Origin of the sequence: Bradyrhizobium sp. 159 (genome assembly GCF_023073795.1) — a bacterium.
Lineage (GTDB): Bacteria > Pseudomonadota > Alphaproteobacteria > Rhizobiales > Xanthobacteraceae > Bradyrhizobium.
Genome location: NZ_JADPKE010000041.1, coordinates 305,506 through 313,548, shown reverse-complemented (window position 1 = coordinate 313,548; position 8,043 = coordinate 305,506). Strand labels below are relative to the sequence as shown.

General features: G+C 58.1%; 7 protein-coding genes and 1 pseudogene. 5 read left to right on the top strand and 3 right to left on the bottom strand.

Going from position 1 to position 8,043, the window contains the following annotated elements; translation table 11 throughout:
* A partial coding sequence (locus tag IVA96_RS10580) for an ATP-binding protein (RefSeq protein WP_247417054.1) occupies positions 1 to 361 on the top strand: 361 nt, incomplete at its 5' end.
* A 509-nt stretch (positions 362 to 870) separates the two neighbouring features.
* Positions 871 to 1,398: a hypothetical protein gene (locus IVA96_RS10575; RefSeq protein WP_247276241.1), complete on the top strand. Its 528-nt coding sequence runs from the start codon at positions 871 to 873 to the stop codon at positions 1,396 to 1,398.
* A 149-nt stretch (positions 1,399 to 1,547) separates the two neighbouring features.
* On the opposite strand, the gene IVA96_RS10570 is transcribed toward IVA96_RS10575, so the two are convergent.
* Positions 1,548 to 2,861, bottom strand: a complete 1,314-nt coding sequence (locus IVA96_RS10570) for an adenylate/guanylate cyclase domain-containing protein (protein WP_247417051.1) — start codon at positions 2,859 to 2,861, stop codon at positions 1,548 to 1,550.
* A 384-nt stretch (positions 2,862 to 3,245) separates the two neighbouring features.
* On the opposite strand from IVA96_RS10570, the gene IVA96_RS10565 reads away from it, so the two are divergent.
* Together IVA96_RS10565 and IVA96_RS10560 are read left to right on the top strand one after the other, a co-directional pair.
* Complete coding sequence (locus IVA96_RS10565) at positions 3,246 to 3,848, top strand: GDSL-type esterase/lipase family protein (protein ID WP_247417048.1); 603 nt, start codon at positions 3,246 to 3,248, stop codon at positions 3,846 to 3,848.
* Between the two features lie 791 nt (positions 3,849 to 4,639).
* A complete protein-coding gene (locus IVA96_RS10560; RefSeq protein WP_247417045.1) occupies positions 4,640 to 4,861 on the top strand; it encodes a hypothetical protein in 222 nt (73 codons plus the stop codon).
* A gap of 620 nt (positions 4,862 to 5,481) precedes the next feature.
* Here the strand turns inward: IVA96_RS10560 and IVA96_RS10555 are convergent.
* A pseudogene (locus tag IVA96_RS10555) lies at positions 5,482 to 6,029 on the bottom strand (IS5 family transposase); the annotation flags it as partial.
* 584 nt (positions 6,030 to 6,613) lie between these two features.
* Positions 6,614 to 7,300, bottom strand: a complete 687-nt coding sequence (locus IVA96_RS10545; protein ID WP_247276243.1) for a Crp/Fnr family transcriptional regulator — start codon at positions 7,298 to 7,300, stop codon at positions 6,614 to 6,616.
* A 264-nt stretch (positions 7,301 to 7,564) separates the two neighbouring features.
* On the opposite strand from IVA96_RS10545, the gene IVA96_RS10540 reads away from it, so the two are divergent.
* The gene (locus IVA96_RS10540; protein ID WP_247417042.1) at positions 7,565 to 7,921 is read left to right on the top strand and encodes a response regulator; all 357 of its coding nucleotides are present in this window, start codon (positions 7,565 to 7,567) and stop codon (positions 7,919 to 7,921) included.
* Positions 7,922 to 8,043 lie beyond the last annotated feature (122 nt).

Here is an 8,043-nt window from a genome sequence, read left to right as displayed (position 1 = left end):
GTCGAAGCCAAAGCTGCTCATCGTCGACGAACTCGGCTACTTGCCGCTTGAACCTGACGCGGCGCATCTGTTCTTCCAACTGGTCAGCCGGCGCTACGAAACCGGCGCCATGCTGATCACGTCGAACCGCAGCGTTGCCGAATGGGGCACAGTGTTCGCCGATCCCGTGGTCGCCACCGCGATCCTCGACCGGCTCCTGCACCACAGCCACGTGCTGACGATCCGAGGCGACAGCTATCGGCTCCGCGCCAAGCGCAAGAGCGGCCTCATCAAGACGCCCACCGCCGGTGACGGCCCTCCGGTCGGCTCGGCCTCCCTCCGGCCCGCCACCGGCGGAAACAACCTTCAACCGAGATCATAATCGCGATGGTGGGGGCAGTTCTTCATGACGCAAAGGGGGCAGTTCCGGATGGCGTTTGACAGGCGAGTGGCAGCATCACTCCACGAAGTCCGCTTATCGAGGCATGGCGGACAAGATTTGCTCACGTTGAGTTCTTCGCATTTTGGACCCTGAGCGGACGCACCAGCATCTTTTACCGCATGGCCGCGGACGGGGAGATCCAATGTCCCTGCTTCCGATTGCATCGGGTTGCGGTTCTGCCGCAATCGGGGATACAAAGTTACGGAGGGCTGCCTCCGTCCTGAATGGTGTGATCGCGAGCAATCCCTGTGCAGAGGTCCATCCCCCACCCGCAAATCTTGTTTATCGATGGCCTTCCTGGTTCCGGTAAGAGCATGGCCGCTGGGGCGCTGGGCGGTTCTGTCTCCAATAGTAGGGTTTTCGTCGAGAGCGCCCCAAACCATCCCTTGCTCGTCGGCAGGCCCGATCGAATGGGAGCAGCGTTCGCAGACATTCACAAGAGACACTCCGTGGGCTCGTTTGCCTCTGCAGCGCTCAGAAGGCTGGAGACCTTCCTGGAGAGCGTTGAGCATGATGTGCTGTACGTCTTTGAGAGCCATCCCATACAAAGCACGGTTCGGGTGCTTTTTCAGTTGGATGCGCCTCAAACGACCATCATCCGGTTTTGGTCAGATTTGCAGGATCGGCTGGCCGTCGTGCAACCTCGGCTGATCTACTTCCAGGAGCCCGATCCTTTGCAGGCCATAAAGGATGTCAGTCGAAAGCGAGGGCCAACTTGGGAGAGCTACTTTCTTGAAGCATTTCAGGAATCACCCTGGATGCAGGCGCGCTCCCTGTCCGACGCCGAAGGAGTGGATCGAATGGTTGTAGCGTATGCAGGTCTAATGGATGAGTTGGCAAATCTTTGGCGGTTTCCGAAATTAGAGCTCCCCGCGCGGCCGGAGGACTATGAAGCGCGCACGGACGTGCTGATCACGTGGGTCACCCGCCAGCCAACCGAGAACGGCAGCAGTGGCAGCCGCGCGCGTTCTCGATAATTATCCTTTGCTCGCTCCTGACCCGTGGCTGACCCCAGCTCAGAGCGCCCCGAGTTCTGCTTCCTGAAGGTGACCCGAACAGGGTGATGCGAGCGGTCCAAGGCAGCCTTTGACCCGAAGCTGACGTCACCTCGGCCATCGCTCGTTCTCTAACGTTCAGCTGCGAATATGCGCCACTCGCCCGGGATGCCCTTGAGGGATTGGTTACCGCGGTCGTTGAAGCGCAATCCAGAACCCGCTACCAGGTCTTTGACCGTGCTCGAGACCAAAACCTCGCTCCGACCGGCAAGCGCCGCAATCCGTGCGCCTATGTGAACAGCGATACCGCCAACATCGTCGCCGATCATTTCGCACTCGCCTGTATGAAGTCCAGCACGGACCTCTATGCCGAGCGGCTTGATCTCATCCGCGATGGCGCAAGCGCAGCGGACGCCACGCGCCGGGCCGTCAAAAGTTACGAGAAAGCCATCGCCGGTCGTCTTCACTTCGCGGCCACGGAAGCGGGCAAGCACGCGCCGGATCGTAGCATGATGGTCATCGAGCAGATTGCGCCAGCGCCGGTCGCCGAGGCTTGCAGCCTTCTCCGTCGAGCCAACAATATCGGTGAACAGAACGGTCGCCAGGACGCGATCCGCCTCGATGCGCGCCGGCGCGCCGGTGAGGAATTCTTCTATCGCGTCTGAGATCTTTTCTGCGCCGTCGCCAACGTAGAATATATGATCGACTCCCGGAAGCTCAACCAGCTTGGCACCCGGAATATTGGCGGCTACGTCGCGCCCACCGGCGATATCGACAACCTGATCTTCTGTGCGGTGAAGCACGAGCGTCGGTACCCTGACCGCTGGAAGGATGCCGCTGATGTCAATCTGGCTGTTCATACGCATCAGCGCGGTCACCGCGGCTGGGCTGGCACCGAGGCGTTCGTTGCGGCCCCACCATTGCTGGAATGCAGCGTCGTTGGCCCGCGATGGCGCAAATCGATGGATACTACCACCGGTGCCCCAGGCTTTCTCGACATACTCGAAGAAGCCTGCGAGGGCCTCCTCCGTCGGAAACCAATAAGAGAAGCGGGAAAAGCTGCCGTACAATACCAGCGCTCGGCAACGCTCGGGATAGCTCGCTGCAAACAACGCAGACAGGGGCGCGCCTTCCGAAATCCCGAGCAGCGCTGCCTGCTCCATACCGGTAGCATCCATGACCGCACGGAGGTCGTCCATGCGTACCTCGAGGCCGGGCAGCTCGGTGACGCGATCGGACCCGCCGGTACCGCGCTTGTCGAAGGTCACTACTCGGGCATAGCCACCCATGCGACTGAGGAACCGCGCAAAGTCGGGCTGGTCCCAGTAGTTCTCTACGTTCGACACAAATCCCGGAACGATCACCACATTAATCGGCCCCGCACCAAAGATCTGATAGGCGATGTGGACGTCGCCGCTTTTTGCGTATTGCGTAACCGGCTGCATGTCTGTCCCCGCTGGCTCGCCCGGTTTTCCCGCGCGAATTGCAAAACTGGCCTGACGAGGGAGAAACAGCAAGTGCCGTGATGTAAGGAACGCGCGTTTTCGCTACCGCGAGGCGGTCTGATCGGTGAGGCAGTGGCTTCAACTGGCCGCACTTGGCGGCCGACACGTCCACCCCTTCAGCCCATCGCTTACGAGCCCGGGTATCCGCTTTCAGGAGATGAGCCGAACAGGTTATTCGCTCCGCCGAAGGCAGTCTTTGACCCAAATGCGACATCAGTCTCCTTTCGCCACATCTAGCTGTGGGATAAAATTCATGGTCTGGACCGAGAGGCTGGCAATGAGAAGACGCGAGTTCATCACGTTGGCCGGGGCGGTTGCGTCGTTGTGGTGGCCACTTCTAGGGTTCGTGCCGATGATAAGATAACCAAGATCGTCGTGCTCGGAGATTCTCTCACTGCCGGAAGCGGTATCCCTGCTGGCCATCGTTTCACAGAGCAGCTTGAATTTGCACTGAGAGCCAAAGGACAATTGGCCGCTGTGATCAATGCTGGTGTGGGTGGCGACACGGCTGCAAGGGGGCTTGCTAGGTTGAACCGGTCAGTCCCCGATGATACCGACGCGGTCATTTTAGAACTTGGTGCGAATGACATGCTCCGGGGAGGCGATCCAACTGTCACTCGCACGGCGCTCGCGGAGATTCTACGTAACCTCGAAGCCCGGAGAATTGCAGTGCTTCTTTGCGGGGCGCGGACCCGCACCACCTTTCGAGACGAATACAAGAACGCATTTGCCGCGATGTTTTCTGGCCTTGCCAGTGAACACAATGTGCTGTTCTACCCGGCTTTCGACGATGCGTTTGTGGACGATGCTCAACTCAAGCTGTTGGACGGCCTGCATCCTAACGCAGCCGGGATCAAAGCGCTCGTCACGCGCATATTGCCGAATGTCGAAACCCTGATCGACCGGACGCGTCGTAAAGTCCGTTGATCTTGTCCAGCGAACACCTACCAATGTCGTCGACGACGTCCCACTCAGAGCCTGACCGCCGCGGAAGGCGACCAGCGCAGCAGGTGGGCCCCGACTGGAACGTCCGATCACCAAACAGGCGTTTACCGAAGCGGACGCAGAGCAGGTCTATTCGTCAGGGTCAATCGACCGCTCGCGCCGCCCAACATGGCGCAAGTGTTCGAGCGGTATATCGCAATATCTCTGACTGAAGAAATTGGTCAGGTATCGCACGGCAGATGTTGAGGTTTGCGGAAGACGAATGCCGCAAGCGTAGTCGTTCTCAGATGGATTTGAACCCCTCAGAGTTGCGGCGCGAGGCGCTGTCACTGCAGAGGGCCTCTGCATATCAATCGGTTCGTGAGGAGCTCGCCGTTTCAGCCAGCAATAAAACTTTGGGCGGAGGTCTACTGCGCTATCATTTCAGTAAGGAGCTGTGATGCTGATCCGCTGTTGGCCCGCGGGCGAAGTCGCGATAACCTCCGGCACATCCGCAGTTTGGCGCCAGACCGACTATCGGGAACACGCGCCCAACCCGACGCGAATGACCCGTTGCAGATTTTCTTTTTGCCTGCCAGGGTCTAAGGTCTTGTTTCATCGCCAAAGTGTCTCGATCAACATCGGGCGAGTTCAGCATAGGTACTGAATTGCTGGTTTGTTCCCACCGTGAGCGGGTGGCGTCCGTGTTGAGCCCGACGTTGTCCTAATCAGTTATGAGAGCCGCCTGAAGTTCGCTATTCAACCAAAAGCGACATGGGATAGTTTGCCTGCACATGAAAGAGATACTGGCCCATCTTGAACTGCTTCGCGTGCAAATCGCTGACTGCGAGCGCCTGCAACAGTCAGCAAAGAGCCCGCTTAGGCGCGACGTCTATACGCGGGTGCTCTCTCGTTACAAGGCCATCGCAACAGAATTAGAGCAAGCGATAGCGCGGCTGCCACCTGCTGCTGGGACGACCCGTCGTCGCCCGCAAAATCGACATGAGGAAAAGTAAGGCCGCTCAGTTGGCGATTCGTCCGCTTAGTGGCTTATGGGCGGACAATGGACTCCAGCCGGGTTCGTCGCCTTCTGTTCAATGCGAAACTATCGGGAAAGCTCCGGGTCATCATTTCCGAACTTCTCAAGCGCGGCAAACCACAAGGCAATGCGGCTCCATTAACGAGCCGGGCTCGGATGGCTTTTGCCTGACCGCGGTGTGGACCATAACCAATTTTGAAGCGGGATCGACCAAAGATGATTTGGCCTCGGATACCGAGCAGCGCGAACCTGCGCTGCTCTCCGGGAAGGATCCATAGTTGGTAGCCATATCCAAAATAAGCGGTCGCGACTTTCGCAGAGAGCTGTTTATCAGCGGGTTTGACCGTTGTTGCGTCCAAAATCCATTGCTGCGGGACCAACTGGCGACCTTCCTAAGTGCCGTCGTGGGCCAGCAGTCTGCCCGAAACGAGCATAGTCGCGCAAGGTTGCGTTGAAGCAGCAGAAAGCTATCTCCTGGCCGCCGCCATCGACGGCCCATGAAGCGTCAGCTTCGGGGCCGGCGAGCGTACCCGGTCGACCGGATGGCTCAACGCGGAAGACGTCGAGGTGTGACTCACAACCGGCTTTGAACGCGACCCACGCGCCCTTCTTCATGGCGAGCTCTCTGATCCACTCGGCGTCATAGCCACGGTCGGCAAGGAGCATTGACCCGACTTTCAAATGGGACAGCAGTTTTCGGCAAGTCGAACGTCGTGGGCCTCACCGGAGCTCAGCGCCAGTCGTACCGGCAGACCATTGCTATCGACCACCGCATGGATTTTGCTCGTCAAGCCGCCGCGTGACCTCCCCATCGATTGGCGCTGATTTAGTGTGATGCAGGCTCCATGCTGATGCACACGGACGATGGAGGTGTCGATCATCTGGACAGCGGCATCGTGGGCCGCGGCAAGTGCGTCTATGATGCGGCCCCAGACACCAGCCCGCCGCCAGCGAACAAAGCGGTTGTAGCAAGTGGTGTACGGACCAAACGCCTCCGGGAGATCACGCCAGGGCGCTCCGGATCGTAAGATTCAGAAAATTCCACCGATGACACGGCGGTCGTTTACCCGGGGAATGCCACGCGGCTTGTTCGGCAGCATCGGCCTGATGGTGGTCCATTCATGATCCGCGAGTTCGTAGCGCATGATTCAAGCCCCCAGTTATCAGAGGTTTGAATCACGGCAGCTCGGCCGGAAGCAACGCTCCTAGCCAATCCCCTGATAGGGCTTATCGGCAGAAGCGTATATCAACTGACCGACGAAGCCCGTTTCTCCTATGTAGCCCCTAAGACAGACGCAGCAGGTGAAACGCCGTTAACTTTTGCTGCGAGGAGGACATAGCCATGCTGCAGAAGCGAAGACGGATCAAGCATACCATGACCTTCGATGAGCGACTGGCCAAGTCGGCTGCGCAACTTAAAGAGCAAGCCCGGGGGATGCCGCCCGGTCGGGAGAAGGACGCTCTAGTAAAACGAGCGCGCCAGACAGACGTCGCAGTTCATATCAACGAATGGCTCACGTCACCAGGTTTGCGCCCACCGCGATAAATGACTGATCGTCGGCTTTACACAGTCGGCAACGACGGGCAATTCGTGGCATGCCGGGTCTTTTCGTGCGAAAATGACGACGACTCGATTGTATGGGCAAAGCAGTTGATTGACGGAGCCCCCGTCGAGCTTTGGAAATCTCGCTCGGTTCGTAATCAGGCTCGAGTATGGCTCGGACCCTCATTAAAGTAGCTTATCGTAATTCAATCGAACCGCTTCGTAGCATTCGCAGGCGCTTTCCCTCAGTCCCTCAACGTTGAGGATTTCGATGCGCCCTCGCGTGTACCTGATCATCCCGGCTTGTTGCAGCGTATGCGCGACCGGGCTGACGCTGGTTCTGTTCCTGCCCAGCATTTCCGCCAGAAATTCTTGGGTGAATGGCAGGGTGTCGCTTTCAGCCAGATCACGAGCCCGGAGCATCCAGCGGCAAAGCCGGGCTTGAGTGTCATGTGCGGCCATACATGCCGTCGACTGTTGAGCTTGTGCGAATACGGTCTGTTCATGCCGAACGAGCATGGCGATCAAAGCGCGGCTTTGAAATGCCGCGGTCTCCAATGCCTTGGCGCTACACTCCAAGGCGTTGCCAGGCAGCTGAATGATTGCGCGGTTCAGGGATATTTTCCCGTCGAGCGCGGCTCCCGCTCCGACAACGCCATCGCGGCCGACCATTGCGGCCTCGACTGACTGTCCCGTTGACAGGGGCACGACTAATGACACCACGCAGGTCAGCGGGAAGTATACGACAGGTACCGGATCGCCGGTATCAAACAAAATGCGCTGGTGCTCAAGTTTGACAGGCCGGAGGTGCGGCTTGAGGACTTCGAGGTCGGCAGCTGACAAGGCGCCGAGGATACGGTTTGATCCGATCATTGAAAGCTCTCGCGCAGTAAGGCGGGAGCATTTCAACTCTCAGTCACTGACGCCCAATATCGTGGCCAGCAATGTCTCCTTCTTACGCTCATTCGGGCGGCACGTCTGTAGTGCGATGGACATAGCGCGGGCTGTTTCACTGACGGGGCGGGACCGCTACGCCTTTATGAGGCTATCCAAATGGCTGTTTGGAAACGAACTCAGGAACCATTGTGCGCCGCTTTACTTAGCATTCGTGGCCCCAAAGACCACCGAAGAGGTCAAATGGCCACAGTTTTAGTCGTTGAGGATGAAGTTCTAATCAGGGATCTTGTGGCGGGAGACCTCCAAGAGGCTGGGTTTACCGTGGTCGTCGCAAAAAACGCTGATCATGCCATCGCCATTCTGGAAGCCCGCAAAGACATCCATTTGCTATTTACAGACATCGAAATGCCGGGTTCCATCAACGGGCTGAAGCTCGCCGCTGCTGTCCGGGACAGATGGCCTCCGGTGCATATCATCATAACTTCCGGGAAGTTGAGGCCGCTTGAAATTCCGGCAAACGCGCTTTTCATCGCAAAACCTTACCTCGGAAAGAATGTTGTTGTCGCGATGAGAACCTTTGAAAATATGTCCCACTAGCTGCCGTGGTCTACAGTCCTGCCACTTGACGCATGGGTCTCTGTCGCAGCGGATACTGCCATAGTCGCCTCACGCCCTTGGTTTATGGGTACACGTCTTAGCAAGACCGAAATTGACGATTG